A 26,531-nucleotide genomic window follows, 5' to 3' on the forward strand; every position below is an offset into this window, starting at 1 on the left:
TTTCTCTAGGAACACTATTATGGCAGAAATTCTCAATCCTAAACATACGAGGTCATAAAACTGCCCTTCTTTCTTGCCATATCTCTTTTAATGTTAGGCTTTAATCACAACCCCTCGATTGTTTAAAGGAGTATGCAGTCTGTGCCATCCTCGCTTTGGAAGCATTGCCTCAACCACCTAGAGGGGGAACTCGACCCCCAAGAGTTCAACACCTACATTCGTCCCTTGCAAGCAATACAACAAGATACTAGTTTGCGGCTTTATGCGCCGAATCAATTTGTCATTGATTGGGTACAAAACTGTGCTGAGAACCGTATTAATACATTGTTATCCCACTATAGCAGTGGTCGTATCGAAAAGGCACTTCTTGAAGTAGGTTCTTGTAGCTTGCAGCCACAGACCCATATCCAAACGGTTGAATTAACTTCAAAACCTACGCGCTCTTCCTCTAGAGTAATTGATCGGATACCTGAATCCCGACTTAATAAAAACTATACCTTTGATAGTTTTGTGGAGGGTAAATCCAATCAATTACCCCGCGCTGCTTCCCATCAAGTTGCGGAAAACCCCGGGAGTGCCTATAACCCCCTTTTCATTTACGGAGGGGTAGGCTTAGGAAAAACCCATCTAATGCATGCGGTAGGCAATTATATCCGGAGCCTTAATCCTAGTGCTCGGGTAGTCTACCTGCATTCGGAACAATTCGTCGCTGAAATGATTAAAGCCTTACAGCTTAATGCTATTAACGAATTTAAAACTCGTTATCGCTCGGTAGACATTCTGCTTATTGACGATATCCAATTTTTTGCGGGAAAAGAGCGTTCTCAGGAGGAATTTTTTTATACTTTCAATACCTTACTTGAAGTTCAGCACCAAATAATCTTAACCTGTGACCGTTTTCCAAAAGAAGTCAATGGATTAGAGGAGCGACTAACATCACGTTTTGGCTGGGGGTTAACAGTTGCTGTCGAACCGCCAGAATTAGAAACGCGAGTCGCAATCTTGATGAATAAAGCCAGCATCGAAAATATCATCCTATCGGATGATGTAGCGTTTTTTCTAGGGCGTCTCATCTATTCCAACGTCCGAGAACTAGAGGGAGCATTGCGGAGAGTGATTGCTTACTCTCGATTTACTCACCGTCCGATTACAATGGAATTAACGCGCGAAGCTCTAAAAGATCTGTTAACTCTACAAGAAAAGCTAGTCACTATAGAAAACATCCAAAAAACAGTAGCTGAATACTATAAAATTAGGGTTTCTGATTTATCATCAAAACGGCGCTCACGGACAATAGCTCGACCTCGGCAAACCGCAATGTTGCTATCCAAAGAATTGACGGATCACAGTTTAACGGAAATCGGAAAATTCTTCGGTGGCAGGGATCATACTACCGTTCTGCATGCTTGCCGTAAAATTAACGAGCTTAAGGGTACTGATCGTCGAATGGCCGAAGACTATCAAAATCTGCTCAAAAGGTTATCAACTTAACTGTGGATAAGTAGGTGGATAAGTTATGTATAAACCGTGGATAATATTTACATCCAACTTTATCCACTATCTATACACAGTTTATACACAACTTATATACAGAGTTTTCAACATTATAAACTATTGGTTTATAAATAAGAAATTGAGTTATCCACGCTTTTTTAAATGATGCACTATCACTATTATTTATATATATTTTTAATATAAATTAGTAGAGTAACCCTAAAAATTAATGATTTAATGTAAAATTAAGCTAAAATCATACGCCATAAAAATAAGGTAATGCAGTTGATTTTAATTAAGTATAGTAGGGCTGATGTGGGCTAAAATAAATTCGAATAGATGCAGTAACCCCCCTCAAGCGTTATACTAGCTTTTACAGAAGATCCCGGTACCATAGCAATTATGAGGAATTCGGAGAGTAAACTTGCGGAAAAAATGGTTGAGCTATTCTGAGTAAAGATTAAAAAAACAAAGAGTAGTTTTGTATAAAGTCATGATAAACAATGTTACATATCCTTCATCCTTAGCTTATAAAAAAGAAAAAGCAATTAATGCGCTTTTCCATTAAAAGAGAAGAAATTGTTAGACACTTAGTAACTATTTGCGGCGTAGTAGAACGGCGGCATACGCTGCCTATACTCTCCAATGTTCTCCTTTCGGTTAAAGATTCACGGCTTTCCCTGATGGCAACAGATCTTGAAATTGAAATAAAAACTGCCTTTGATATTTTATCTCCAGAAGAAGGTAAAATAACCATCTCGGCAAGGAAGTTTTTAGAAATTTGCCGTGCCCTCCCTTCTCAATCTGCGCTAGAAGCTCAGTATAAAGAAGGACAATTTTATATCCATTCTGGTCGTAGTCGGTTTACGCTTAGCACTCTTCCTGCTGAGGATTTTCCAAGTATCGATAGCATTGATGCGGTAGCAGAATTAGAACTGACCCAAGCAGAGTTAAAAAAATTATTGTATCGGACGGTTTTTTGTATGGCTCATCAGGATGTCCGTTATTATCTTAATGGTTTATTATTGGAGCTGACTGAGGAAGCTATCCATGCGGTTGCTACAGATGGGCATCGCCTTGCACTGGCTTCTTTAGCGAAAGGATCACAACAAGCGGGGACAGAAATCCAATCTATCATTCCCCGAAAAGCGATATTAGAGTTAGTGCGTTTGTTAGAGGAATCAAATGATTCGGTGCGGTTAAAATTTGGCACTAACCAGATGAGGGCGGAATTTCAAGGATTATCCTTTTCTACTAAGTTAATTGACGGACAATTTCCCGACTATAAACGAGTAATACCTGTAGGTTGCGAGAAACAATTCGTTGCTGATCGAGAAAAATTTAAACAGGCTTTAGTGCGGGTAAATATTCTTACTAACGACAAGTATCGTGGAGTGCATTTGCATTTGTCAGCTTTAAAGCTGCAAGCTATAGTTACCAACCTAGAACAGGGGTCTGCTGAGGAAGAATTAGATATAAAATACCAAGGGGAAAATTTGGAAATCGTCTTTAATAACTTTTATCTTATTGATGTACTTAGTATTATTGATACAGAAGAAATTAAATTAACATTTACTAATGCTAATAGTAGTTGCCTAATTACCCCTATTGATAAGGCTGATAGTAAGTATGTTGTCATGCCCATGAGATTGTAGGCAACTTTTTTTGGAGTTTGCGTCTAATACTTGCTTGACTGTTCCCGGCAGTAGCGCTCACCGTGGTGTTCTTCGCGTCTCGATGGAGTCCTTTGGCAAGTCCTACAACTGCCTTCGGTTGATATGTTCCTACACGCGCATCACTTCCGGTCCTCTCAACCGTAGCGAACATCAAAATATTTCTGGCCGCGTTGATATCACGGTCATGGACAGTCTGGCAGTCCGAGCAGGCCTATTCACGAACCTTGAGCGGCATGTTCTTTTGCACCGCGGCGCACCCAGAGCAGGTTTTACAGTAATTTGCGTTAAGAATTAAGAGATTACAAGTTGGTCAATTGTTGAGCCTTCTGACAAGGATTGCCGCCTTTTTTTCATGGCGCCGAATGTTTTTTCAATGGGGTTGACATCTGGGGAATATGGCGGCAAGGGGCTCAGGTCATGATAAGCAGGAGCAATAATATCTTGAATACGCTTATAATTATGGAAGGATGCGTTATCCATCACGATGATGGTGGGCTCATACAGTTCTTTCATCAAACACTGCTCGATCCCTGTTTCCACCAGTGCGGTTGTGCATGAGCCTTCAAAGAGTATCGGCGCAAGCCATTCTTTCTTGCCGCTTCTGAGGCCATGTCTTTGCGCCATAATCAGATGGGTGCGGGTGCGGCGTTTGCACTTCCCTCTCACAAGACGGGTTTTTATACCCAAGCCCATATCGCGGTGACAATGGTCATCAAAGCCACTCTCATCAATGTAAATCAGGTTCTTGAACCCAAATATCCGGTGTTCGGCAGCCAGTTTCTCAACAAACTCCTGCCTTTTCATAGTATAGCTTTTCTCATTTAAGTTAGGGACAGAGTCCACAATGCTTAAAGTAGGCTTGACAGTTTTGGGGTGAAATCAGCGTGAACTCTTCGCTGAGGGCCTGATAAAGTTGCTCTTTTGTCCGGGCGGCTTTTTTCTTTAGGGCATATTTTAGCTTAGACCAGGCGTACTCAATGGGATTGAGTTCAGGGTAATAGGGCGGTAAAAAGATCCCTTTGGCGCCGGCCTGCTCGATCTTCTCGATCGCCTCTTCCTATCGGTGCGCAGCGGCATTGTCTAAAATGACCCCTTTCCCTTCTTAGAGGTGAGGCCAGAGGAAATGTTCGACATAATAGAGGAAAACCGCGCCATTGAGCGTGCCTTCAAAGCACATCGCGGGAAGTGCCCCCGTCAGGGATAGGGCGCTGATGCGTTTGCCTTGGGTGGTCGGTTTTTCCCCGTAGGTTCTTTGCCCTTGAGGTGCCCGTCCATAGGCGGGGGTCAGATTCAATACCGCCCTGGTTTCATCGAGCACAATGAACTCTTCGGAAGAACACGGGCTTACTTTGATCCCATACTCAAGCCAGCGTTAGTGAACCCGGGCGTGTGTTTTTTGGGATCGTGGAACGTTTTTTTTCGCGTGATCCGCTGCTTTTTCAGCCCTCAGTCCATGGCCGAGGTGCTTATCGTTTCGCCAAAGCGGACTTCAAATCGCTGACACCATTCCTGGAGCGTTAAATCGGGTTCGCGCTGGAGCACCTCGGCCATGGACTGAGCTCTCGGCTCATCCATCTTTGCCAGATGTTCCACCCCTTCCCTGCGTTTGGGATGGACCGTCCCCGTCTCCCGAAGGCGCTTCAGAAAACCACTGACCGTGTTCTTCGACAGTTTAAATCGTGTCGCCAACTGATGAATCGAACCCTCTTCGTTCGCATAGACTTCAATGACTTTTTGGCGTAGGTCCAATGAGTAAGGCGCAGGCATCACATTTAAACCCATCAACCTGGTTGAAGAAAACAAACTATTTTAACATTGTGCCTAATGAAAACAGGAGGTGCTATACAGCGATCTTTTTTTTTACGATGCCCAATGTCTTTAAGGCTCTGTTGATCGAACTGGTGTGAACACCGAATTCTTCCGCCTGTTCATGCAAAAACATATCGGGATATACTTCCACGTGGCGACGTGCAACGCAGCTTTATCAATTTTGCGATGGCGAAGATCATGAACTTTGGGATGTAATACCAATCCCAGATTTTAGGGCTCTATTGTGAGTAGAGCGTGGAGTATGCTAGATGGACTATAGGCGTGAGAAGCTGGAGTGATAAAACGATGCCAACGGTTGTGCAGAGGCCCCCTCAGCTGAATGCCCCCGATTTTGTGGCCTTAGCCCGAAGTGAACTTGATGGCCGGGTGCGGCTCCGGTTATTGGCCTTGGCCCATTTGAAGGAGGGCAAAAGCCTGCGGGAGATCGGGGCGATGTTGAAGGTGCACCCCAAGACGGTATTGAAGTGGCTGCGACGCTTTCGGGCGGGAGGTATAGGGGGGCTGGCTGAGCAACCGGGCCGAGGGGCGAAGTGACGGTTGCCGGAGGAGCAGGAACCGGCCTTGAAGGCGTTAATGGAGCAGGGGCAAGCGCAGCGTGGCGGAGCACTTTGGGGTGAGCTACTCTCTCAGCGGTCTCTACGAGGTGTTGCGCCGGGCGGGGCTGTCGTGGGTCAGTGCCCGCTCCAGGCACCCGCAGCGCGATGGGCAGGTGCAAGAGGCGTTTAAAAAACTTCGCCGAGCGGGTAGCGGCCGTATTGCCCGAGGGGGTGGAGCCCCAGAAGGTGGATATCTAGTTTCAGGATGAAATGCGCGTTGGCCAGCAAGGGACGCTGACACGACTATGGGCGCCGACAGGGACCCGGCCCCGAGGGGTCCGTCAGCAGCACTATGCCTACGCCTATGTCTTTGGGTCGGTGTGCCCGGCGTGCGATAAGGCCGTTGGGCTGATCTTAGCGCATGTCAATACGGCCGCCATGGCCCTGCACTTACAGGCCATTGCTGAAGCGGTCCCCGAAGGACGTCATGCGGTGGTGGTAGTCGATGGGGCAGGCTGGCACAGCCCAGCTGCTGCCGAGGGGCTGGACAACCTCACGTTACTGAAGCTCCCCCAGCTTCGCCAGAGCTTAATCCGGTTGAACAACTAGGGCAGCCATTACGCCAGCGCTCTCTGGTCAATTGCTGCTTTGAGAATTATGAAGGCATGGTGCAGGCCTGTTGCTGCGAGGCCTGGAATGCCTTCACCGAACTGTCCGGTTCGCTCCGTCGGTTATGCTCCCAGCAGTGGGCAACTTTGGAGCCGTAAATATTAGGATTGGTATAACACTCTTCTGCCAAACTGGGATAAAGGCTTGAAAAGTATTCATAATCTCTTTCAAGGTCATGAAGCCGGTGTGAAGCCCCGGGAGGTCGAAGATTTGCAACCAGGGATGGAGCAGGCATAAGGTTGGATAATCAGGCGTAGATTGTTGAGCATGTTTTCCAACCTTTGCCCCTATCCCACCAGCGATGTCGGCAAAACGGCTCGGGCGGGTTGGCGGGAGCCGTGGTTAGCTGGCGCTCGCTCAGCCTAGGAGAGGGCTGAGTAGCGTTGCTTTCGGTGCTTGCGTGGTGGTCAGGGGTCGTCTAAAGACGGAGGTCTGTAGGCTAACCATCAGATAGGCACTACAAACGATTTCCCACCATTTCTCGATCGCAGAGTAGTCAGTGAGCCGAAAGTCAGCCCATCCCAGTTCATTTTTGTTTTGCTTAAAGCCGTATTCGATCCAGGTCCGCAACCCATAGAGATTGCCCACCTGCGTTTGGATCTAGCCTGGGAGATGGGTCATCACAAACCAGGTACTCTCGGGAGGGAGTTTCTCCTGATCGGTGGTGATCTGATAGTAGCGCACAGGGCCACGGCGACCGAAGATCGCCTCACGAATGTAGCGCCTCTTGGTTTCGCCATGACGGAACAACCGATCAAAGGTGTGCCAGCGGTTGGCGCGTACCCGCTGCCCCCGCAGCAGCCACGCACCATGGTTTTCCCGCATCGCGACTACGTAGTGGAGCCCCCGATCGCTGAGCGCCTGGATGAAATCACCGCTTTCACCATAGAGACTGTCGGCCAGCACGAGCTCAAAGCGAAAGCCGTATTGGCAGAGCTCATCGATTAGCACCACCGCTAGTTGGGGTTTACTCTGATACACATCGTCTGCTTTCAGTCGCTTTTGCGGTTTAAAAACCCCAAAGATGAGCGGAAAAGTGTCTCATCGAGTACGCCATAGGCGTTGGCCGACACCCGCCCGTTGTCCACCTTACCTAGATTACCGATGTACTGACGGGCCACATAATCGGTGCTCTTGCCTTTTTTCCGATCACCCGTCTCATCAAGACACAGCACAAAGGCCCGGCCCCCCAGAGCCTGTCTCAGTAATCCAAGCCGTTGCTCGCGCAGTGCCTGCGCCTGCCAAGGCGAATCGCTCAGAAAATGATGCGGTGCTTGCTCCTGTCCACCCACCGCACGGGCAATCGCCGGCAGCGTCTTTCGGGGCAACTCCGCTAGCAACCCCAGGTGCAACAATTTGAACTGCTCAAAGCTGCGAACCTCAGCAAAGAGTCCTTGGGACGGGGCGCAATACTGATCAACAAAATGAACCGTCGCTTTCGGTTCCCGAAACAGGCTCATCGGCAGACCCTCCTCACCTCTAGATGAGAGAATCAGCTTACCGCTTTTATACTAAAAGTGACAGAAGAGGGATACTCGTGGACGTCCAGCTATCTACTTGCACTAACTCGCGGCCATACCAGGCGGCCTTGTAGACCAGTTGCCGCTTGAGGTTCGTGCATCCCGACATCACCAAGCACGTTAGTCATACGCCCCGGTTGGTCATAATGCCCCTGACGTTCAAATCTCCCATGGCAGTGAAACTATAGTCATTTCATTGAATTATAAGACAATATAAGTTGGTCGATTGTTGTGTTTTGAGGGATGGATTTTCTCCTTTTTTTCATGGCGCCGAATGTTTTTTCTATGGGGTTAAAGTCTGGCGAGTAAGGCGGCAATGGTATGACCATGTGATAAGCCGGCGCCACGAACTTCTGAATACGTTTATGCTTGTGGAAGCTGGCGTTATCCATGACGATGATGGTGGGTTCATCCAGCTTTTTCATCAGGCATCGCTCAATCCATGTTTCCACAAGAGCTGCTGTACATGAGCCTTCAAAAAGGATGGGAGCCAGCCATTTTTTCTGACGTCCCGATGCATTGTGACGTTGCGCCATGATCAGATTGGTTCTGCGCTTGCGTTTTCCGCTCACAAGACCAAGAATTTTTTGCCCCTTTGTTACCCAGCCCATATCTCTATAGCAAGGCGCATCAAAGCCAGTCTCATCAATGTAAATCAGGTTCTTAAAGCCCCTCATGCGATGCTCGGCGCGGAGCTTTTCCAAATACTCCTGCCTTTTCATAGTACAGCGCTCGCTATACCCGCGCTCTTTTTTTTACGATGCCCAAGCGCTTGAGCGCATAGTGCATTCCGCTCACAGCAACGCCAAAAATCTCAGCACGCTCATGCAAGAACATATCGGGATGGTCCTTAACATGTTTCTTTAAAGCCTCTTTATCAATCTTGCGATCTCTCGAACCATGAATTTTCGGGGTTAAATCTTCCATATCAAGCCATCTGTATAGAGTAGAGCGGGAAAAACCGAAAAGACGGGATGCTTCAACCTTACTGCCGCCGTTTTTTATGTACGAGAGCGCGGCCTCTCTCAAATCAAGTGAATAAGTCATGCTAAAGCATAACATGTCCCATAATTAAATGAAATAACTATAGCCTGGCTGGCAAATCAGCACCGTGCTTGCTGAGTTTGGGTAGAACGAGCTTACCCTCTATCCACGCTTTCGACTTGCCCGCGTGGCGATGGTCGATCGAAGCTGTAGCGGATGCCTTTGGGTATGCGCCCTTTTTTGAACTTTGGATAGTTAGTTGGTCCGGTCTGCAAAAGAAGTTCCTAAAGGCCGCATCCTGGTCCCTAAGCGTTTGCATGAAGCAATCGCCTGTAGCCTTGCCCAGCCAATCGTAAGGCACTAACTTTTTTAGAGACGTGAGCTGGCGGCTAACTAAAACTAAAGTCAACGCCGCTAACGGACTTGTCGTGAATCTTGTATTGACGGCCCTGCCAGGTTAAACAGGTATTCCACACCCAGCAGCGGGCATGGCCAAATTTAATCGCCAATTGCTGGCGCTGGACGCCGGTGGGGTAAAAACGGAATGTATAGGACCGCTGAATTTTGCTAGAATCACCGTCGGTCATGGCCTCAATACTTTTCCTATTAGGTCGGTAGCAAGCGGCTAGGTAATGCTTCCAACAATGGCTAGCCGCGCCCAGTATACCGCCAATTTTGCCCGCCACCAACATCACTTTATGTGGGCCTTCGGCCCCTGGTGCGCCGCCTACGCTTCGCGTTTCGGCTAGGGGGCATCGTACATCCTTATATTCCTTCCTGAAATTATTATAATGTATATTACTCACCTTGACGTACGCAACTTCAGAAATTTAAAACATACTGAATTGCACCCTGCCAAAGGAGTCAATGTTCTTTCGGGTGCTAATAGCAGTGGAAAAACTAGCTTTCTAGAAGCCATTTATTTACTTGGATTAGGACGTTCTTTCCGCACTGTCCAATTAATTTCAACCGTTCAAACTGGTATGGAATCGCTCCGCGTTGTGGCCAAAGTGAAGCAGGCAGGTGGTTCCTATATCACAGGAGTAGAGTTTGGTCCTAACGGTTTTCGAGCACGTACCAATGGGAGTACGGTAAAGAAACGTTCCCAATTGGCCACTCAATTACCCTTGTTATATATGCCCTCTTATAGTCATATTATGCTCGATGGAGGACCTCGCTATCGCAGGCAATGGCTTGACTGGAGCTTATTCCACCTGGAGCCTGGGTTTCACGACCTATGGTGGTGTTATCAACGAACGCTTAAGCAGCGCAATCATGCATTGAGGGTTCATAAGCCTAGCTGGCGCCAAGAAATTAATGTCTGGAATAAGAAACTCTCTACTTACGGGGAGCAAATTACTTCGCTGCGAGAAGCTATTCTTTTTAAGCTACGGGATAGCGTATCCCAGCTATTTATGGCCTTGGTCCACCAGCCTCTTGCTCGTGTTACTATGGAATTTAAGCAAGGTTGGACTCGCACAGCGGGATTGGAAGAAATTCTAAACGAAACGTTGAACTACGATCGAGTAACGGGTTATACGAGATATGGACCTCACCGTGCAGAAGTAGCATTCTACGTGGATGGAAAGGATGTTAGGGAAATTTTATCTAGAGGCCAACAAAAAATATTTTGCTATTCTCTTGCGTTGAGTCAGGCGGATCTATTATGCAGAATTAAAGAACAAAACTGTGTTTTTCTAATGGATGATTTTGCTTCGGAACTTGATATTGATCATCGAAAGCGATTTTTAGCATTATTGAATAAGTTAGGCATTCAAGTTTTTGCCACCACTATAGAATCATTAAGTGGTGAAATGAAGGCATATTCTGGCATTAAGGAGTTCCACGTGGAACTGGGTAGGGTACAAGAGATGGTATAATACCTGATAATAACTTTAGGAGCAACCATGAAAGCCAGCACTGCCTACGATTCATCCCATATTAAAGTTTTGAAGGGCCTGGATGCCGTTCGTAAACGCCCAGGTATGTATATTGGAGACACTGATGATGGTACTGGGCTCCATCATATGGTGTTTGAGGTAGTGGATAATTCTATCGACGAGGCCCTGGCAGGGTTTTGCGATGAAATTGCAGTCATTGTGCATTCTGATGACAGCATTACTATCTCTGATAATGGGCGGGGCATTCCAACGGATATTCACCAAGAAGAAGGGCGCTCTGCAGCTGAGGTCATCATGACTGTGCTGCATGCTGGTGGGAAATTTGATCATAACTCCTATAAGGTTTCTGGTGGATTGCATGGGGTAGGTATATCGGTTGTTAATGCTCTTTCTGCTGCTCTTTTTTTAGAGATTCATCGCGATGGGAAAGTATACCAGCAGCACTATCGAGAGGGCGTCCCGCAGGAACCTTTAGTCGCTATTGGTGCCACGGAACGCAGTGGTACAACAATTCGATTTTCGCCAAGCCCTAAAATTTTTTCCAATATTGTCTTTAGTTTCGATATTTTTGCAAAGCGTCTGCGAGAACTAGCTTTTCTTAATTCTAAGGTCCGTATTTTATTAGAGGATGAGCGTATCGGGCGAAAAGAAGAGTTTTTTTATGAGGGTGGAATAAGTGCTTTTGTAGAACATCTCAATAAAAATAAAACCCCGCTCCACGGAAACGTTTTTTACTTCCAGGGAGAACGTGATGGGGTTGCCGTGGAACTTGCGATGCAGTGGAATGATTCTTATCAAGAGCATTTTTTTTGCTTTACCAATAATATTCCACAACGAGATGGGGGTACTCATCTGGCTGGCTTTCGATCCGCCCTGACTCGAACTTTGAATCAATATATTGAGAAAGAAGGATTAACCAAAAAAACCAAGGTCGGTACGTCTGGCGATGATGCTCGAGAGGGATTGACTGCGGTTCTTTCCATAAAAGCGCAAGATCCAAAGTTTTCTTCTCAGACTAAGGAAAAATTGGTGTCCTCTGAGGTTAAGCCTGTAGTTGATAGCTTAGTCTCGGAGCATTTTCAAAATTTTTTGCTGGAACATCCCGTTGATGCCAAGGCCATTGGCGGCAAAATGATAGAGGCTGCTCGAGCCCGAGAAGCAGCCCGCAAAGCTAGAGAGTTAACTCGTCGGAAAGGCGCTTTGGATATGGCAGGGTTGCCCGGAAAATTGGCGGACTGCCAGGAACGAGATCCAACTTTATCTGAATTATTTTTAGTAGAAGGGGATTCAGCGGGAGGATCTGCTAAGCAAGGGCGCGATCGGCGAAACCAAGCCATTCTTCCTCTTAAAGGGAAGATCCTTAATGTGGAGAAAGCTCGTTTCGATAAAATGCTGAGTTCTGTGGAAGTCGCTACTCTTATTACGGCTTTAGGGTGTGGTATTGGCCGGGAAGAATATAACCCCGATAGATTACGGTACCATCGGATTATTATCATGACGGATGCTGATGTGGATGGATCCCATATACGCACGCTCCTATTAACTTTTTTTTATCGCCAGATGCCGGAGTTAGTAGAGCGTGGTCATATTTATATTGCTCAGCCTCCTCTTTATAAGGTTAAACGGGGTAAGCAAGAGCAGTATATCCGGGATGATGCCGAGATGGAGCGCTATTTGATTAATTTATCTACTGACAATGCAAAAATCTATTCTGAGAATGGAGAAACTTATATAGGGGGAGAAGAGCTATCGACTCTGCTTACTGATTATTTCCAACTGAGGTATGCTATCGAGCGATTATCTTATCGTTATGATCCTTTATTGCTTAATCAAATGTTATATCTTGATGCAGTACCTACTCCCACCGATCCAATGATAGAAATTAAGCAATTAGAGGAATGGGCTACCCAGTTGGAGGCTAGAAGTAATAATGCAGCTAAAGGAAACGCCCGCTATGAAATTGAAGTAACCACGGTACCTGAAAATCATGTACCTGTGGTCCAAGTAAAGGTTATACGCCATGGGGTAACCGCCTATCAGCGTATTTGTATGGATTTCTTTGCTTCTCCAGACTATCAACGCATTCGAGATTTAGGAAAACACTTAGTGAATGCCATTAAAGCGGAGAGCTACGTCCAACGAGGCGATAGGCAGCAATTAGTAAATGATATCCAAGAAGCCATTAACTGGTTGATGGGGGAGGCAAGGCGGGGCCAAGCCGTACAACGCTATAAAGGACTTGGGGAGATGAATCCAGATCAATTATGGGAAACCACAATGAATCCTGCTACACGACGCCTTAGCCAGGTTCGAATCGATGATGTTATTGCGGCAGACGAAATATTTACTACTTTGATGGGAGATCACGTAGAACCTCGACGAGATTTTATTGAGTCCAACGCACTAAATGTAGCTCATCTCGATATTTAATAGGAAAAAGAATTTTAGAATTTGATGAATTAACCTTTTTGCTCTTTTTCCTATGCACCGTATCATTATAGTATGAGTTGTTGGCTAGCTAGTGTGCGCAATCTGGAAGAGATTAGCTGCCTGCTTGCTGAAGGGCCAGATATCATTGATTTTAAGGAGCCAAAAGAAGGAGTCTTGGGTGCCTTACCTTTAGAAACTGTTCGCGAAGCTGTAGCCCTGATCGGAAGACGTTGCCAAACGAGTGCTGCCATCGGCGATTTTCCCGTGGATTCCCCGCAAATTTATCAGCGTGTATTAGAAATGGCGGCTACCGGCGTGGACTATGTGAAAATCGGCCTGCCCTCCAATATCCAGCAGGCAGCCGCTTGCCTGCTATCCCTCCGACCGTTAGCGGACCAGGGGGTTTCCATGGTAGGAGTAATCTTTGCTGATAAGCGGCCTGATTTTTCTTGGACATACCTAATAGGACAAGCGGGATTTAAAGGAATTATGCTAGATACAGCTATTAAAGATGATTTTGGTTTACTGAGCCATCTTTCTCTTTCTGAGTTAAATAATTTCGTTAAGTTAGCCCGTAGCGTTAGGCTCATCAGCGGTTTAGCCGGTTCTCTTAGCATACAAGATATACCTAAGCTGCTTCCTTTAAGGGCTGATTACCTAGGATTTCGAAGTGCTTTATGCGTTGCTGCTAGGAATAGGTGTTCCCGTCTCGATCCAAAAGCCGTTTTGTTAATTAAACAGGCTATGAGAGAGAATCTTAGAATATTTGAAATCTAAAAAAGAGAAGGAGGGCATTCTCACTGCCTCGAAGTAGAAAGAAGTACATTACACAGGATGAAACGACAATGATACTGTTTGTTCCGTCTCCTCTAAGAGTATTTAGAGGTAAAAATTTTCGGAAGATGGTGAAATTATGTTGCTATTTGATGCACTTAGCCCTGGTCCCCGTACGGTACGAATGTACCTATTAGAAAAAAAGTTATCGATACCCTTGAAAAATATTGATGTTTTCAAGGGTGAAAATCGCCAAATGCCGTACCTTGACTGCAATCCAGCAGGCCAAGTACCTGCGTTGAAGCTTGGTGATGGCTCCTGTTTGTCCGAGACGGTAGCGATTTGGGAATACCTAGAAGAGAAATACCCTAATCCGTCGCTCATCGGTACGACGCCCGAGGAACGCGCTGAAACGCGTCAATGGCAACGTCGGTTGGAACTCAATATTACAGAAAATATTCACAACGCTTATCACTATGCAGAGGGCATTGAGCGTTTTAAAACACGGATTCCAGTGGCTCCAGAAGCAGCAGTGGGACTTAAGCAGGTTGCGCAAGATCGGATCAGATGGATTGATGAGATGATCGCAGGGAGCGATTATATTGTTGGAACGCGCTTCACGGTAGCGGATATATGGTTATATTGCTGGCTAGATTTCGGTATATCGGTTAATCAGCCTTATGATTCTTCATTAAAGCACGTAGATGCATGGTTCACCCGAGTCGAAAAAAGGCCCAGCGCGTTGAATAGCCTTCATCCCAATTGGAGTAAAGTTGGGATACGCGGTTAGCCCAGTTAAATTATGCTTCTAGGGCGTGTGGACAATTAATTTAATTTTTTGGATTCACAGAAGGATCGTATTGTGATTCACTGTTTGTAAGCTGCAGGAGGTGCTTATAACTGGTGAGGCGTTATGGATTGCGTGATGATCAGTGGCAACGGATTGAAGGCTTTTTGCCGGGACGGGAAGATACGGTTGGCGTAACGGCAAAGGACAATCGCTTGTTTGTGGAAGCGGTTATCTACCGCTACCGTGCCGGGATTCCATGGCGTGATTTGCCGGAACGCTTTGGAGATTGGAACAATATCGCACGCTGTCACAAGCGCTGGTCGGATAATGGTGTATGGCAACGGGTTTTTGAGCATCTGGCTGCCGATGCCGATAACGAATACGCGATGATCGATTCCACAATCGTCCGCGCCCACCAACACGCCGCAGGCGCAAAAGGGGGGACAGGACCACGGAACGCATCGGGCGCTCAAAAGGCGGGCTGAGCACAAAAATGCATGCAACATGCGATGCTTTGGGCAATCCGACGGGCTTTCATCTAACACCAGGGCAAGCCCATGATCTTCAGGGCGCAGACGCTTTGCTGCCCGCTATTCTTGAAAATATTGAATCGCTTCTGGCGGATAAAGCCTATGATGCGCGGGAAAAGGTTCTTGAATTGCTCGAACAGGCGAGAGTTGAAGGGGTTATCCCGCCCAAATCAAACCGCATAAAGCAACGCGATTACGATGAAGACATGTATAAATGGCGCCATCTCATCGAAAACTTCTTCGCCAAACTCAAACAATACCGAGCCATTGCCACACAATACGATAAGCGCGCCTCAACTTCCCTTGGCGCCAATCTACATGGCCGCTTCCGTTATCTGGCTCAATTGACCACACGCCCTAGCATGAAATAAATATCCATAGGGATAGAGGGGGTTGTTTATGAGAAAAAATACACAAATTTTTCCCAATTGCGGATTAATTGTTTGTAAGTAGTGCGCCCTCATTAAGGGATAAGGGCGCAGCTACATATTGCTTGTTCTGAATGAAGTATTTATTAAAATTTATGTTTCCTGATGATAAGCAATTACACGTTCTACCTCGTTCTTAGAACCTAGGATAACAGGTACCCGTTGATGAATACCTTCTGGATTAATCTCTAAAATACGTTGATCACCGGTGGAGCTAATACCACCAGCTTGCTCTACAATAAAGCTCATAGGATTAGCTTCATACATTAAGCGCAATCGTCCTGGCTTACCTGGATCTCTGCTATCCCAGGGGTACATGAAAATTCCACCGCGAGTAAGTATTCGGTAGACCTCCGATACCATAGAGGCTACCCAGCGCATATTAAAATTCTTGCTTCGACATCCTTCTTTCCCTTGTAAACAGTCTTCAATATACCGTTGCATTGGTGCTGCCCAAAAACGTTGGTTAGACATATTGATGGCAAACTCCATGGTGTCCTCTGGAATGGTCATATCAGGATGAGTAAGAATAAACTCCCCAATATCTTGATCCAGAGTAAAGCCATTGACCCCATGACCCGTCGTTAACACCATCATGGTGGTAGGACCGTAGACACAGAATCCAGCACACACTTGCTGGGTACCTGGCTGCAAAAAATCTTCTTGGGTAGGCTCGGATACATCGTCGGGGCAGCGCAGGATGGAGAATATAGTGCCTACCGAGATATTGATATCGATATTGGAAGATCCATCTAACGGATCAAAGAGTAGAAGGTATTTGCCCTTGGGATATTGGTCAGGAATTGGAATAATTTCTTCAATTTCCTCGGAGGCCATCGCGCTTAGATGCCCCGTCCATTCCAAGGAGTTCACCATTACGTCGTTGCTGATTACATCGAGTTTTTTCTGGCCTTCGCCTTGGATGTTTTCGGTACCCGCAGTCCCCAATATGTCGATAAGGCCGCCCCGGTTAACGAGATGGGAAATGGTTTTACATGCGGTCACAATGTCGTTGAGCAGACCGGTAAAATCACCGGTAGCATTGGGAATACTACGCTGCTCCTCAAGAATAAATTGAGTTAGAAAAGGGTTACTATGCATGGATTAATTATCCTTACGTTTGTTTAATAAAAAATAATTAGAGAAGGAAAAGGGCGGTATTTTTCAGGCTAAAAAGCAGCCCCTATAATACATCCAAGATTTATTTATAAGTTGTTAGGTGTTTTCTGGAGCCTAATTTTAGATAGGTTCAGATATCCCTCTGGGCGCAAAATAAGGCTATTATAGCAATAACAGAAAATGAAATTTTCACGGAACCAGGATTAAAATTTCACCACGGCCTAGACTAGCCATATCACCGCAAAATCGGCGTGCTCGACCAGTAGTTTTAGGGAGAAAGGCAAAACGGGTCTCCAGGCTACGGTAGGATTCTAGCAGGAGAGGCAAAAACCCCAGAGTGTGACAGCCGCAGTCATTAAAGGTCGCACCTAGCTTATTAGGGGAATGCCACAGTAAAAGAGTTCCGCGCTTCATGCCATATCCTGGGTAATTTCCAGTTTTACCTAATATTGCAATTGTACCTGCTAACATGCGCGAACCCGCATAATTACCCGCGTTTCCCTCAATAAGCAGTGTTCCTCGGCGCATCTGATCTCCAACACGGGCACCCGCATTTCCAGTAACAATAACCATTCCCCCCATCATACCGATTTGATTACCGGGGCGGGCAGCCCCTAAAAAATCGCCGCCATCTCCCTCTATCCGGACTAATCCCCCCCGCATCTCACAGGCGGTAAAAGCGCCGGTATTCCCATAGATATTAATTTGCCCGCCCTTCATACCCATTCCTGTATAGGCACCGCAAGATCCTTGAACATTGATTTGACCAATAGAACAATTTTTACCAATGTAATCCAACTTAGTAGTTTCTCCTGTAAAAATTAACCGTTCTGGATCGTCTCCGGAAATAGTGAAAATAGTATCTGTTCGCACGTGCTGATTACCCGTTACCAGGATAATCGCACCTATCTCAGGTTTCGATAGGTCGGTTAAATTCTCTGGGATGAGAGGCGACACATCCACCTGCTGTGTAGGAGTTTTTTTTAGAATGAGAGTTAGAGCGCTCAAAGAAAGAATTTCAGGAATTGAGATAATGGATAAGAAAATATGCTTTTTTCTCTCAGAACAGAGTATTTAAGGATGTGGCTATTTCACCTTCAGGCCATTCGTCCCATCATGATTTCTTGGAGATGAAAATGAATTGGGCCTAGTTTTCCTCCGTAATTGCCCGCGCTGATACGGCAAATCCCGTTTTGGGCTCCAAAATTGCAGACAGCAGAAATTCCAGCACGCATAGCCTTTTGGATGTCTTCTTTAGAAAGGCCATCAATAACGATTTCCAATACAGATTCGATTTCGGCCGAGAGATTAGTGCGCGTTTGGCCTTTAAGCGTTGGGCAAAAAACCTCATTGGTGGATGCTTTCAGCCCTGGGTATTTAGAACCTACCTTTGAGCCCGCACGCACGATACCGCCAGGAAAGGGCATAATAATGTTAGGAATTTTTTTCATGGCTGTAATAGCGGCTTCGCAGGCGGCTAGCGCCTGAGGCTGAGATCGGGCGAGAACAAAAAAATTGCCACCACCAATCGCTGGGATCATACCTACCTTCTCTTCGGTAAGAAATTCGCCCTCCATGACGGGAATTCGCCAATAACGGCGGCCATTGATGATCTTCGATATTTGAAAGCCATCACCGAAAAAGCGGAGATTCTTCCCTAACGGGATAAGTTCACCCTCATAGATTCCAGCAAATAATGCGGAAGTGGGTGAAGTGAGCACACACTGGCTAACCCGGGCTTCAAGCTGTTGAGCTAATCCTTTGCCCCCTATGGCAAATAGTAAAACGGCGACTCCAGGGCGCCCATCGGGTGTCTCAGAAGGATCTAATTCTCGTTCAATACCTGCTTCGCAACCACAAGCAATTATCGAAGTGGCAAACCCGGTCATGGTTTGGGCCGAATGATAGGCCCACTTTAGATCTTGAGCTGTAATAAGTATGCGAGTGGCTTTCATGGGAAAGGCTTCGGCAAAGGCGGGGTCGATTTTGACACCATTAATAATCAGGAGCTATTCCTTTCCCGACAGGGATGAACTTGGATATGACCTTGCCCGAAATAAATCATTTCCTCATCGTGTATTTTAAAATTGCCAAGCTTCATGGGAAGATAACGATCAAAGTAGTTGGAAAGCTCCTTTTCTATACTATTATCGAATTCCGGCCGGACTACATGGGTTGTGCCCCAGGTGACCTTGATGATCTCCCCGTTTCTAACGATGAGCTCCCCATCCTTAAAGACATAGTCAGGTTTAGAAAACATTTTCTCCTTGTCTTCCTGCTTCGTGTAGACGGTAATATCGGCGGCTGCCCCAATGCCCAGATGCCCCCGGTCTGAAAGTCCAAGCAGTTTAGCCGCTCCAGCCCGGGTCATGACAGCAATTTCATAAAGAGAATATTCCCGCGTGATAGCACCTAACGTGCTTGCCCGCGCGGCATCCGGGTGGATGGTGGCTAGCATATCATTACGGAAACTCCGGTCCATCAATAGCCGAATAAGATGAGGATAAGAAACAAAGGGGGCACCATTAGGATGATCAGTCGTAAGAAAAACTCGCCAGGGATCATCTACTAAAAGAAAAATTTCTAGGCCAATGGTCCACTGGAGAGCATTAACAAAATTTTTGTCTAGGTACTTGAAAGGAACAATACCGCAGCCAGCGTCACATTCAATATCCACGAAGGCCCATTTTTTAGGATAAGCATGGAGGTGGTTGGCATATTGCTGCATGCTGTCGCTGGAAACGGTTACTGTTTGCCCAAACAGAATTTGACCAACATCAACGGTAATATTCGGGTTCCTATTTACCGCTTCCGCAATTTGGGCAGCCCCCGAGGAGAATTTCCGATCACCTTCAGCACCGTAACTATGAAACTGAATATGGGCGAGATGCATAGGGAGACCCGCGATTCCCTCAATGGTGCTTAAAGTGGTTTCTAGATTGCCCGGTACTCCCAAGTTACAGCCATGGACATGAAGAGGGTGAGGAACATCTAATTCATGTAATGCACGTGCGAGGCGAAGCAATATTTGCCGTGGCGTAACTCCATAGTAGGGGCCTGGTTCATCCAGATGGAGGCGGCGCTGGTTGAATTTGAAAGCATTAATTCCACCTGGATTGACCACTTTGATACCTAGACACTGGCTAGCTCTAAGAATCCAGGCCACGTAATCGTTAAAGGCTTTTTGATCCTTATTAGCTGCCAACATCCGCAACCCATAATCATCATTGCCCAATAAGGCATAGCCGCCTTTATCTATCAAGGGAATATCCCCCATTTCCATGTGGGCTTGGCGGGCATTCATAGGTAATACGGCAGGTTCGAAGACCGCCGTATAACCCATTTCCGCGTAACGATAACCGGTAGCAAAGGTACTGGGAATTATGTGGCCAGATCCCGCACGCAGTAATTCAGTATGAGGTAGCGGATTAGCCCAATGATCCTCCGGCAGCAATGTTCGGGCGATATTAACGTTACCTCCACCGATATGACTATGGATATCGATCGCTCCGGCCATGACAATTTTATTATTCAAGGAATAAACTTGATGGATGGGCATATCGTTGGGAGGATCGGTAATGCGTCCATCTTGGATATAAATATCGCGAACTTCGCCATTAATACCATGCATGGGATCATAGACAGTACCGCCGGTGAGTTTGATGAGCATGGCGAGAGCTAAGAATTTAGCAACGGTATTCGAGCATGGCGTAAAGGATCTCGGCGGCGCTAGGAAGTCTTGATTCTCGTAATTTATGCAGCGGTACAGCGATCACATTGTCGGTACGATAGGCGTGTCCACCATGGTCGATTCCCGGTGTGCCTATGGGGATAAAAACCTCTGGCACCTGAGTGAAATTCATACCAGCCCGCCCCAATACTACCGTAGGGATAGAAGTTATTGGTGGCCTGTCATTTTGGTCAAGGGCAGAGATCCAAATCAAGGCATCTGCTTCTCCTGATTCGAGAAGGCGCTTAGTATTATAGTGGTAAGGATCGTAGTCTGGATAACCTCGAGCAAAGCTAATGGGTATAGGATAACCTGTTTGCCAAGTGCAAACCTGATTAGCCGTGACCTGTCCATTCCGCCCGCCTAGAGGAAGTCCCGAGCAACGGGTTGTTTTATTAAGTGCCATAATGATTTCACCAAGCATCTGGATAGTAAGTTCGGCATGGGGAAAATTCCATTGTTCCGCCGCCCAGGTAATCACGCCATATTGTGCTTGTTTTAATCTATTTACTAACGTGGCTAATTTCTCCATCGTAATTCCCGCCACTGATTCGGCTTGCAGGGGATGGCCAACGGCCTGGGCCCGCAGCACGGCCACTACTTCTGGAAGTTCTTCCTGCTTGCAGGAGAGGATCAACGGAGCGCGGCCATCCGGTCTGCAGGCTGCCTGCCCACTAGGGGATTGGCCTAAATAGATGATTTTCCGCTGGGCAGTATCCTGGCCGAAGAGTGTTTCCGAATTCCAGATATAGCGTTCAAAAAAGCGGGGGAGGCAGGACTCAATATCGCTGCCTACCACCAGCAAGAGATCGACCCGGTTTCTCACTTCTCCAAGGGTGGTCGTTATCCAGCCACCGGTTTGGAGGGCCAACATGTTACGTAGGGTCGCTTTAGAGTCCATATGATCGATTACCGCTCCGTAATAATCAGCAAGTGCTAATGCGGCTCGAACACCCTCCACATCGGTGGCGAGGCCAGATATCAGGGGAAGCCGAGAGTGGCTGAGAAGTTTATTGGCCCGTGCAATTGCTGTCTCTAGGCGAGTTGCTTTACCTTGAATCTGGGGAGTGCTATCGCCTATTGCCTGCTCAAAAGCGGGTTGGGTTACTGGGCAGCCGTTTTCTATAATTGTGAGGCGATTATCCTCTACTTTTACCTTAAGATCATCGGCTGCAATACCGCAAAAGGGGTTTGGAACTTCCTCCCAGATTCCCGTTTGGGTATGGTAGAACATGGTTTTCCTTAGCAGCACCAAGGGTGTCTTTGGGATGGCATCATGGCTGATTAAATTCAGTATGGATTATCTCTTTCCCTTGTTCGGTCATGAATGCCTCCTTCTTGGAATCAGTTGATACCATCGTCTAAGAAGCCTGTTTAAGAGTTATGCAGTCGGAAGAGGATTTATTTACTTATTTTTTTATCAATTAGGATTTGACTTTAAATAGCTGGCATTCTATTTGATTCTCGCGCAGCCGTTGACGGATCTGCTGAAGTTTAGTGAGATCAGTGCTCGGACCAACCCGGACTCGGTGCCAGGCTTTACTGTTATCAATGGTTACAGTTTGAATGGCGGCTTCCACACCCATTAGAGCCAGATCAGCCTTGCGTTTATCAGCTTGGGAATAGCTGCGAAATGAGCCTGCTTGTATCACATAAGCTTCTTGGGATATTGATTTGGATGGCGATGGTTGGGGTTTTGGGGAAGGTTCGGCTAGCTTTTTGGGCGGAGGCTTCGACTGCTGGCGGGAAGGCGGAAGTTTAGGTTCCGATACCGCCACCTCCATTTCCGGTAGTAAGGAATAAAATTCAAAATGGGGTGGTGGCGGCTCTGTACTAGCCGTTTCCTTCGCTTGGGCACTACTCTGGATTATTGGGTTGTTATTCTCGTTTTTATCCACCCAGAAAAACCAGTCCTGAAGCATGGGTAGAAGGACCACCGAAGCGCCGATTAGCAATCCGGCAATAAGCCATGGCCAGGGCTTTGGCGTTTGCTTTGGAGAAATATACTGTCTGCGTTTATTAGGAGGCATGAATTACATGGACTCCGGCGCTGAGACGCCTAGTAAGGTTAGACCATTTTTTATCACTTGCCGGGTTGCCGCAATTAATGCCAGCCGAGCATCCCGCAGTTCAGGAGTATCTACAAGAAAAGTATGGGCATTATAGTAGGTATGAAAATCCCTAGCTAAATCCAGAAGGTAATAGGCCAATAGGTGGGGCGCACTTTGGGTAGCAGCACCTTCAACGACTTCTGAATAGCAAGATAAACGATCTAGGAGCGTAACTTCATGGGATTCATTAAGCTTCCCCAGGTGTTTTCTGCCTTGCTCCGAATTCCAAACGAATTCCCGTGCTTTAAGTTGGTGAAAAACGCTACAAATACGGGCATGAGCGTACTGTACGTAATAAACTGGGTTTTCATTGCTTTGGGATTTGGCCAATTCCAAATCAAAATCCATATGCTGCTCAGCACCGCGCATGACGTAAAAAAAGCGGGCTGCGTCTTTCCCTACCTCTTGGCATAATTCCCGCAGAGTTACGAATTCCCCACTACGCGTGGACATTTGTATTTTTTCTTTGCCTCGATAAAGAATCGCAAATTGGACTAGCCGGACATCGAATTGTTGGAGATCAGCCCCCAGGGCCTGGAGGGAAGCTTTGATCCGCGGTATGTAGCCATGGTGATCAGCGCCCCAAACGTCAATTATTTTATGATAACCCCGTTCCAATTTGTTTAAGTGGTAAGCGATATCCGAGGCGAAATAAGTAGGCTGACCATTTTCCCGTATGACAACCCGATCCTTCTCATCGCCGAAATTAGTAGCACGAAACCACCAAGCACCGTCCTTTTGGTAAAGATAGCCCGCAGCCTTGAGCCGCTCTATTGCTATCTTTACCATACCCATCTTAGTGAGTTGGCGTTCGGAAAACCATTCGTCGTAGGTGACATTAAATTTAGCCAAATCCTCGCGGATACCTGCCAAAATTGTATTAAGCGCTTGCTCAAAAACCTTTCGATAATTATTTTTTCCCAGCAGGTTTTTCATCTTTAGAATAAGTGCATCAAGATATTTCTCTCGATCTCCCTCTGGAGCATCTGCCGGTAGTCCAGCTAGGATTTCTTTTGCTGAATGATGGGGAAGATCTCCTTCCTCGATCTTAAGATATTGGCCAATATTACAAACGTATTCCCCTTGATAACCATTACTAGGAAAGGGTAGGGTTTCGCCACATAATTCTAAGTACCGCAACCAGACACTAACGGCAAGAATGTCCATTTGGCGTCCGGCATCGTTAACATAGTACTCCCGGTGAACTTGATAGCCTACAGCCGTCAATAGGCGGGCTAGGGCATCGCCATAAGCAGCCCCCCGGCCATGGCCTACGTGGAGAGGCCCGGTGGGATTAGCGGAGACGAATTCTAAGTGCACCGTTTTCCCTTGCCCTGTTTGGCATCTGCCAAAGAATTCTTTTTGCTCTAGTATCTGGGAAACGACTGCCTGAAAGGCAGGCAAAGCTAGGGTAAAATTAATAAAACCGGGACCAGCGATATCGACTTTTTTCACCCAAGGATGCTCTGGCAAGCGAGCAACGATGAGATCGGCTAGTTTCTGCGGTTTTTGCCGGGCTTCCTTGGCTAGTACCATGGGAATATTGCTGGCAAAATCCCCATGGCTTTTATCCCGGGTCCGCTGGACTTGGATTCTATCTTTATCCCAACTGGACAATATCCCCTCTTGCTGCAAAGAGGAGAGGGCAGCGGCAATAAGGTTCCAAATGTGTTCTTTCAAAATGAAGGTCTTTTTTTAGTGATTGTCTTTTCGAAAAATATAAAATTCTAACCTGCCCGTTATTGAACGAAAAGAGGTTGGCTAGTCTGCTTATTATTAAAAGTCTACATGAGATCGACAGGATCCACATCTAATGACCATCGTACCCTCCGTGCTGCTTGGAGGCGTTCCAATGCAGGTACCCAGGCAGTCAATAATCGTTGCAGCGGGGCACGAGCACTTCCCTGGAGTAAAAGCTGGGCGCGGTAGCGGCCGACTCGACGTTCCATGGGAGCAGGCACGGGTCCTAGCAAGGTCACGCCATGAGAATTAAGCGCCGTAGCCATGCTTCGCGCTATTTCAAGAAATTTCATGGGAGATTCAGGGGATACAGCTCTTGCACGAAGTAGGGCGAGGTAACCGTAGGGAGGGAAACCAATTTGGCGGCGTTCTTCCAAGAGTATCTCGGCTACGTGCGGATATCCATGGCTTACTAAGGCCCTTAGTAAAGGATGTTCAGGATGATGAGTCTGGATCAATACTTCACCAGGTTTATTACCCCGGCCGGTCCGTCCTATTACTTGAAGAATAAGCTGAGACATATATTCTCCGGCTCGAAAATCACTGCCAAACAGACCTTGGTCGGCGTCCAGAATTCCCGCTAAAGTGATATTGGGGTAGTGGTGCCCTTTTGCTAACATCTGAGTTCCAACCAGGAGACGGTATTTTCCATTATGGATACCATCGAGTATTTTATTCAAGGTTCCTGCGCGACGGGTAGTATCCCTGTCGACACGCGCGATCTCAATTTCTGGAAAAAAACGCTTGAGGCCGGCTTCTATCTGTTCTGTACCTAACCCCCGGGGGCGCAAAAGCAGATTTCCACACTGGGGACAGGAGGTGGGCGGGGGACATTCTGCCCCACAGTGGTGGCAACGCAATCGGCTAGTATATTGATAAACGGTCATGTACGCGTCACAGCGGTGGCAAGGCACGGCAAAGCCACATTCATGGCAGATTAAAGTTGGAGCGAAACCACGCCGGTTAAGAAATAGTAGAGCCTGATTTCCCTGTCCTAAATGATATCTCAGTGCTGCAAGCAGAGGAGCAGAAAGTCCAGACTCTAACGGACGCGAGCGGACGTCAAGCAGTTGAATCCGAGGTGTTTGTGCTACCCCTGCTCGTTGTAATAGCTGTAATAAATGGTAGCGCTGCCGCTTGACATTATCGAGACTTTCCAAGGAGGGCGTCGCGCTGCCTAAGACAATGGGTATTTTGGTTTGATATGCTCGCATGATAGCGAGATCCCGAGCATGGTAGTGAAATCCTTCCTGTTGTTTAAAGGAGGAATCGTGTTCTTCATCAATAATAATGATTCCAAGCTGCGGGAGAGGAGCCCATACTGCTGAACGAGTACCAATGACTACTGGAGTTTTGCCCTCGTAAGCAGCGAGCCAGGCAGCTAAACGCTCTCGGTCACTGAGAGCGGAATGCAAGACCGTGATAGGAGTTTGAAGATAGTGATAAAAGCGTTCCACGATTTGGGGGGTCAGTCCAATTTCTGGAATGAGCACCAGAGCCTGCCGGTTTTTAGCAATGATCTCTTCGATGGCTCGTAGATAGACTTCTGTTTTACCGCTGCCTGTCACGCCTTCTAGCAGGAAAGGCTGGAATTTCTTCTGAGCCTTGAGAACAGCAGTAACAGCCGTTTTCTGAGCGCTATTGAGTGGATGCTTAAGATGCTCTTTGGGAGGAGGAAAGCTCTTATAGATAGGTTTCTCTCGAGAATACACCCATCCCTTAGCGATTAGACTACGAAGGCTGCTTTGATAGCTACCCAGCTGAACCCGGACTTGAGATGAGGTTAAACCTTCTGGGTGATAGCGTAATAATTCCACAAGCTGCTGCTGCCGGGGGGCTCGGCTAAGAATCGCTGCATCTGTAGCGCAGCCTTTAGAGCTTAGAAGCCATCGCCGATAGGTAGGATGGACGGCAGGCTTACCTTGACGTAGAAGTTGGGGTAAGGCAGAAAAAAAGACTTCTCCGGGGGAGTGGTGGTAATAACTAGCAGCCCAAGTGAGAAGCTGGAGTAGAGAGTTGGGAACGATAGGGGTTTTGTCCAGGCAGTATTGAGCCCGCCTTAGTTTACTGGTTTCGATCTCGCTTTGAGATGTAATGGTTACTAAGATACCGATCACAGTGCGTCTGCCAAAAGGAACCTGTAAACGTATACCTGGTTGCAGCCGTTGGTACGGAGTGTTAGCTGGCGGGAGATAATCAAAATAGCGTCGCAGGGGGGAAGGAATGGCTAAACGTAGGATAGGAGGGGCTACCATTGGTTACTGCAGCA

24 protein-coding genes and 4 pseudogenes are annotated in these 26,531 nt (G+C 46.9%); 10 read left to right on the plus strand and 18 right to left on the minus strand.

From position 1 onward, the window contains the following. Positions 1-141: 141 nt before the first annotated feature. Complete coding sequence (gene dnaA / locus NWAT_RS00010) at positions 142-1,491, plus strand: chromosomal replication initiator protein DnaA (RefSeq protein WP_013219112.1); 1,350 nt, start codon at positions 142-144, stop codon at positions 1,489-1,491. A 554-nt stretch (positions 1,492-2,045) separates the two neighbouring features. Continuing rightward, complete coding sequence (gene dnaN / locus NWAT_RS00015; RefSeq protein WP_013219113.1) at positions 2,046-3,149, plus strand: DNA polymerase III subunit beta; 1,104 nt, start codon at positions 2,046-2,048, stop codon at positions 3,147-3,149. A gap of 100 nt (positions 3,150-3,249) precedes the next feature. Here the strand turns inward: dnaN and NWAT_RS17200 are convergent. The 6 genes and pseudogenes from NWAT_RS17200 to NWAT_RS17915 form a co-directional block, all read right to left on the minus strand. Beyond that, positions 3,250-3,441: pseudogene (locus NWAT_RS17200) on the minus strand (zinc ribbon domain-containing protein); the annotation flags it as partial. A 20-nt stretch (positions 3,442-3,461) separates the two neighbouring features. Beyond that, entirely contained in the window at positions 3,462-3,974 is a 513-nt protein-coding gene (locus NWAT_RS00020; protein WP_013219114.1) for a transposase, read from the minus strand. Positions 3,975-3,996: 22 nt separating this feature from the next. Further along, positions 3,997-4,218: a transposase gene (locus NWAT_RS17910; protein WP_083781466.1), complete on the minus strand. Its 222-nt coding sequence runs from the start codon at positions 4,216-4,218 to the stop codon at positions 3,997-3,999. A gap of 54 nt (positions 4,219-4,272) precedes the next feature. Further along, positions 4,273-4,488: a hypothetical protein gene (locus tag NWAT_RS00025; RefSeq protein ID WP_049772884.1), complete on the minus strand. Its 216-nt coding sequence runs from the start codon at positions 4,486-4,488 to the stop codon at positions 4,273-4,275. Between the two features lie 128 nt (positions 4,489-4,616). After that, positions 4,617-4,937, minus strand: coding sequence for an IS630 transposase-related protein (locus NWAT_RS00030; RefSeq protein ID WP_232420162.1), 321 nt, complete (start codon positions 4,935-4,937; stop codon positions 4,617-4,619). 73 nt (positions 4,938-5,010) lie between these two features. Then, the gene (locus NWAT_RS17915) at positions 5,011-5,130 is read right to left on the minus strand and encodes an IS630 transposase-related protein (RefSeq protein WP_408634624.1); all 120 of its coding nucleotides are present in this window, start codon (positions 5,128-5,130) and stop codon (positions 5,011-5,013) included. Between the two features lie 155 nt (positions 5,131-5,285). Between NWAT_RS17915 and NWAT_RS00035 the strand changes: the two genes are divergently transcribed. From NWAT_RS00035 to NWAT_RS00045, 3 genes are all read left to right on the plus strand, one after another. After that, a complete protein-coding gene (locus NWAT_RS00035) occupies positions 5,286-5,534 on the plus strand; it encodes a helix-turn-helix domain-containing protein (protein ID WP_041350349.1) in 249 nt (82 codons plus the stop codon). A 61-nt stretch (positions 5,535-5,595) separates the two neighbouring features. After that, a complete protein-coding gene (locus tag NWAT_RS00040; protein WP_041350350.1) occupies positions 5,596-5,805 on the plus strand; it encodes a helix-turn-helix domain-containing protein in 210 nt (69 codons plus the stop codon). 1 nt (position 5,806) lies between these two features. After that, positions 5,807-6,145, plus strand: a complete 339-nt coding sequence (locus NWAT_RS00045; protein WP_083781411.1) for a transposase — start codon at positions 5,807-5,809, stop codon at positions 6,143-6,145. Positions 6,146-6,337: 192 nt separating this feature from the next. Here the strand turns inward: NWAT_RS00045 and NWAT_RS17920 are convergent. The 4 genes and pseudogenes from NWAT_RS17920 to NWAT_RS00065 form a co-directional block, all read right to left on the minus strand. Further along, a pseudogene (locus NWAT_RS17920) lies at positions 6,338-7,671 on the minus strand (IS701 family transposase); the annotation flags it as partial. 242 nt (positions 7,672-7,913) lie between these two features. Further along, on the minus strand, positions 7,914-8,447 hold the full coding sequence (locus NWAT_RS00055; RefSeq protein ID WP_013219491.1) for a transposase: 534 nt from the start codon (positions 8,445-8,447) through the stop codon (positions 7,914-7,916). Positions 8,448-8,460: 13 nt separating this feature from the next. Next, positions 8,461-8,772: an IS630 transposase-related protein gene (locus tag NWAT_RS16900; RefSeq protein ID WP_013220071.1), complete on the minus strand. Its 312-nt coding sequence runs from the start codon at positions 8,770-8,772 to the stop codon at positions 8,461-8,463. Between the two features lie 116 nt (positions 8,773-8,888). Then, a pseudogene (locus NWAT_RS00065) lies at positions 8,889-9,401 on the minus strand (helix-turn-helix domain-containing protein); the annotation flags it as partial. Positions 9,402-9,500: 99 nt separating this feature from the next. Between NWAT_RS00065 and recF the strand changes: the two are divergent. The 5 genes and pseudogenes from recF (at position 9,501) to NWAT_RS15810 (ending at position 15,505) form a co-directional block, all read left to right on the plus strand. Beyond that, positions 9,501-10,589 (plus strand): DNA replication/repair protein RecF, encoded by a 1,089-nt coding sequence (gene recF / locus NWAT_RS00070; RefSeq protein WP_013219116.1) that lies wholly within the window; start codon positions 9,501-9,503, stop codon positions 10,587-10,589. Between the two features lie 27 nt (positions 10,590-10,616). After that, on the plus strand, positions 10,617-13,040 hold the full coding sequence (gene gyrB / locus NWAT_RS00075) for a DNA topoisomerase (ATP-hydrolyzing) subunit B (RefSeq protein WP_013219117.1): 2,424 nt from the start codon (positions 10,617-10,619) through the stop codon (positions 13,038-13,040). Positions 13,041-13,112: 72 nt separating this feature from the next. Then, positions 13,113-13,817 (plus strand): (5-formylfuran-3-yl)methyl phosphate synthase, encoded by a 705-nt coding sequence (locus tag NWAT_RS00080; protein ID WP_013219118.1) that lies wholly within the window; start codon positions 13,113-13,115, stop codon positions 13,815-13,817. Between the two features lie 136 nt (positions 13,818-13,953). Then, entirely contained in the window at positions 13,954-14,604 is a 651-nt protein-coding gene (locus tag NWAT_RS00085; RefSeq protein WP_013219119.1) for a glutathione S-transferase family protein, read from the plus strand. 113 nt (positions 14,605-14,717) lie between these two features. Beyond that, a pseudogene (locus tag NWAT_RS15810) lies at positions 14,718-15,505 on the plus strand (IS5 family transposase). A gap of 150 nt (positions 15,506-15,655) precedes the next feature. On the opposite strand, the gene NWAT_RS00100 reads toward NWAT_RS15810, so the two are convergent. From NWAT_RS00100 to NWAT_RS00135, 8 genes are all read right to left on the minus strand, one after another. Then, positions 15,656-16,663, minus strand: a complete 1,008-nt coding sequence (locus NWAT_RS00100; protein ID WP_013219122.1) for a class 1 fructose-bisphosphatase — start codon at positions 16,661-16,663, stop codon at positions 15,656-15,658. 207 nt (positions 16,664-16,870) lie between these two features. After that, positions 16,871-17,689 carry a formylmethanofuran dehydrogenase subunit C gene (locus tag NWAT_RS00105; protein WP_013219123.1) on the minus strand — a complete coding sequence of 273 codons (819 nt, stop codon included), beginning with the start codon at positions 17,687-17,689 and terminating at the stop codon, positions 16,871-16,873. Between the two features lie 89 nt (positions 17,690-17,778). Then, positions 17,779-18,687, minus strand: a complete 909-nt coding sequence (gene fhcD, locus NWAT_RS00110; RefSeq protein WP_041350354.1) for a formylmethanofuran--tetrahydromethanopterin N-formyltransferase — start codon at positions 18,685-18,687, stop codon at positions 17,779-17,781. After that, a complete protein-coding gene (locus NWAT_RS00115; RefSeq protein WP_013219125.1) occupies positions 18,684-20,351 on the minus strand; it encodes a formylmethanofuran dehydrogenase subunit A in 1,668 nt (555 codons plus the stop codon). Before NWAT_RS00115 ends, fhcD begins: the two co-directional genes overlap by 4 nt. A gap of 16 nt (positions 20,352-20,367) precedes the next feature. Beyond that, positions 20,368-21,645, minus strand: coding sequence for a formylmethanofuran dehydrogenase subunit B (locus NWAT_RS00120; RefSeq protein ID WP_013219126.1), 1,278 nt, complete (start codon positions 21,643-21,645; stop codon positions 20,368-20,370). A gap of 190 nt (positions 21,646-21,835) precedes the next feature. Next, positions 21,836-22,441: an SPOR domain-containing protein gene (locus tag NWAT_RS00125; protein WP_013219127.1), complete on the minus strand. Its 606-nt coding sequence runs from the start codon at positions 22,439-22,441 to the stop codon at positions 21,836-21,838. Between the two features lie 3 nt (positions 22,442-22,444). After that, positions 22,445-24,202, minus strand: coding sequence for an arginine--tRNA ligase (gene argS / locus NWAT_RS00130; RefSeq protein ID WP_013219128.1), 1,758 nt, complete (start codon positions 24,200-24,202; stop codon positions 22,445-22,447). Positions 24,203-24,306: 104 nt separating this feature from the next. Beyond that, entirely contained in the window at positions 24,307-26,517 is a 2,211-nt protein-coding gene (locus NWAT_RS00135) for a primosomal protein N' (protein WP_013219129.1), read from the minus strand. Positions 26,518-26,531 lie beyond the last annotated feature (14 nt).

The sequence above is a fragment of the Nitrosococcus watsonii C-113 genome (assembly GCF_000143085.1).
GTDB lineage: Bacteria > Pseudomonadota > Gammaproteobacteria > Nitrosococcales > Nitrosococcaceae > Nitrosococcus > Nitrosococcus watsonii.

Bases quoted from the DNA above. Each gene is read 5' to 3' on its own strand.
- dnaN (WP_013219113.1), top strand. From the start codon at position 2,046: ATGCGCTTTTCCATTAAAAGAGAAGAAATTGTTAGACACTTAGTAACT.
- NWAT_RS00115 (WP_013219125.1), bottom strand. From the start codon at position 20,351: ATGCTCATCAAACTCACCGGCGGTACTGTCTATGATCCCATGCATGGT.
- NWAT_RS00020 (WP_013219114.1), bottom strand. From the start codon at position 3,974: ATGAAAAGGCAGGAGTTTGTTGAGAAACTGGCTGCCGAACACCGGATA.
- recF (WP_013219116.1), top strand. From the start codon at position 9,501: ATGTATATTACTCACCTTGACGTACGCAACTTCAGAAATTTAAAACAT.
- NWAT_RS00100 (WP_013219122.1), bottom strand. From the start codon at position 16,663: ATGCATAGTAACCCTTTTCTAACTCAATTTATTCTTGAGGAGCAGCGT.
- NWAT_RS16900 (WP_013220071.1), bottom strand. From the start codon at position 8,772: ATGACTTATTCACTTGATTTGAGAGAGGCCGCGCTCTCGTACATAAAA.
- NWAT_RS00035 (WP_041350349.1), top strand. From the start codon at position 5,286: ATGCCAACGGTTGTGCAGAGGCCCCCTCAGCTGAATGCCCCCGATTTT.
- gyrB (WP_013219117.1), top strand. From the start codon at position 10,617: ATGAAAGCCAGCACTGCCTACGATTCATCCCATATTAAAGTTTTGAAG.
- NWAT_RS00055 (WP_013219491.1), bottom strand. From the start codon at position 8,447: ATGAAAAGGCAGGAGTATTTGGAAAAGCTCCGCGCCGAGCATCGCATG.
- NWAT_RS00030 (WP_232420162.1), bottom strand. From the start codon at position 4,937: ATGCCTGCGCCTTACTCATTGGACCTACGCCAAAAAGTCATTGAAGTC.
- NWAT_RS00120 (WP_013219126.1), bottom strand. From the start codon at position 21,645: ATGTTCTACCATACCCAAACGGGAATCTGGGAGGAAGTTCCAAACCCC.
- NWAT_RS00135 (WP_013219129.1), bottom strand. From the start codon at position 26,517: ATGGTAGCCCCTCCTATCCTACGTTTAGCCATTCCTTCCCCCCTGCGA.
- NWAT_RS00125 (WP_013219127.1), bottom strand. From the start codon at position 22,441: ATGCCTCCTAATAAACGCAGACAGTATATTTCTCCAAAGCAAACGCCA.
- NWAT_RS00045 (WP_083781411.1), top strand. From the start codon at position 5,807: ATGCGCGTTGGCCAGCAAGGGACGCTGACACGACTATGGGCGCCGACA.
- NWAT_RS00080 (WP_013219118.1), top strand. From the start codon at position 13,113: ATGAGTTGTTGGCTAGCTAGTGTGCGCAATCTGGAAGAGATTAGCTGC.
- NWAT_RS00085 (WP_013219119.1), top strand. From the start codon at position 13,954: ATGTTGCTATTTGATGCACTTAGCCCTGGTCCCCGTACGGTACGAATG.